We start from the raw sequence: 519 nt of genomic DNA, 5'->3' as shown, positions 1-519 counted from the left end.
AAACGGCATGTTTTCTTTGTAACAAATCAAAACGCTAAAGTTAAAAATGGTTATCTAGTAATTCCTAAACTCAAAGTAAAACTTAAATTAGCGGATAACTTGGGTAAATTAAAACGAGTTGCTTTTAAACCATTATCAAAGAAGCGTTTTAAAGTTTTGGTACAATATGAGGTTAATAATACCTCTAAATTAAAGGCAGATAATGGCATTTATATTGGTATTGATCCGGGGTTAGATAATGCTTTTACTTGTGTAACCAACGCTAACTATAAACCGTTAATTATTAACGGTAGAGGTGTAAAATCGGTTAATCAGTTTTATAACAAAAAGAAAGCTGAATTACAGAAATTACATGCAATTAATAAAACTAACTGTAAAGAAATCAAGACTAAGCAAGGTATCAAAACCGTTTATTTTGAAAGTAATAAAACCCTAACTTTGACTGACTGGAGAAACACCAAAATAAAACAATTTGCTCACAAAGCAACTAAACGTATCATTGATTATGCGTTAAGCTGT

Annotated in this window: 1 protein-coding gene; it reads left to right on the top strand. The window is 29.9% G+C overall.

Annotation, left to right across the window (positions count from 1 at the left end):
- A partial coding sequence (locus JCM14209_RS08665) for a transposase (protein WP_025023044.1) occupies window positions 1–519 on the top strand: 519 nt, incomplete at both ends.

Source organism: Ligilactobacillus hayakitensis DSM 18933 = JCM 14209, from assembly GCF_000615845.1.
Lineage (GTDB): Bacteria > Bacillota > Bacilli > Lactobacillales > Lactobacillaceae > Ligilactobacillus > Ligilactobacillus hayakitensis.
This window is presented reverse-complemented; position numbering and strand designations above follow the sequence as displayed.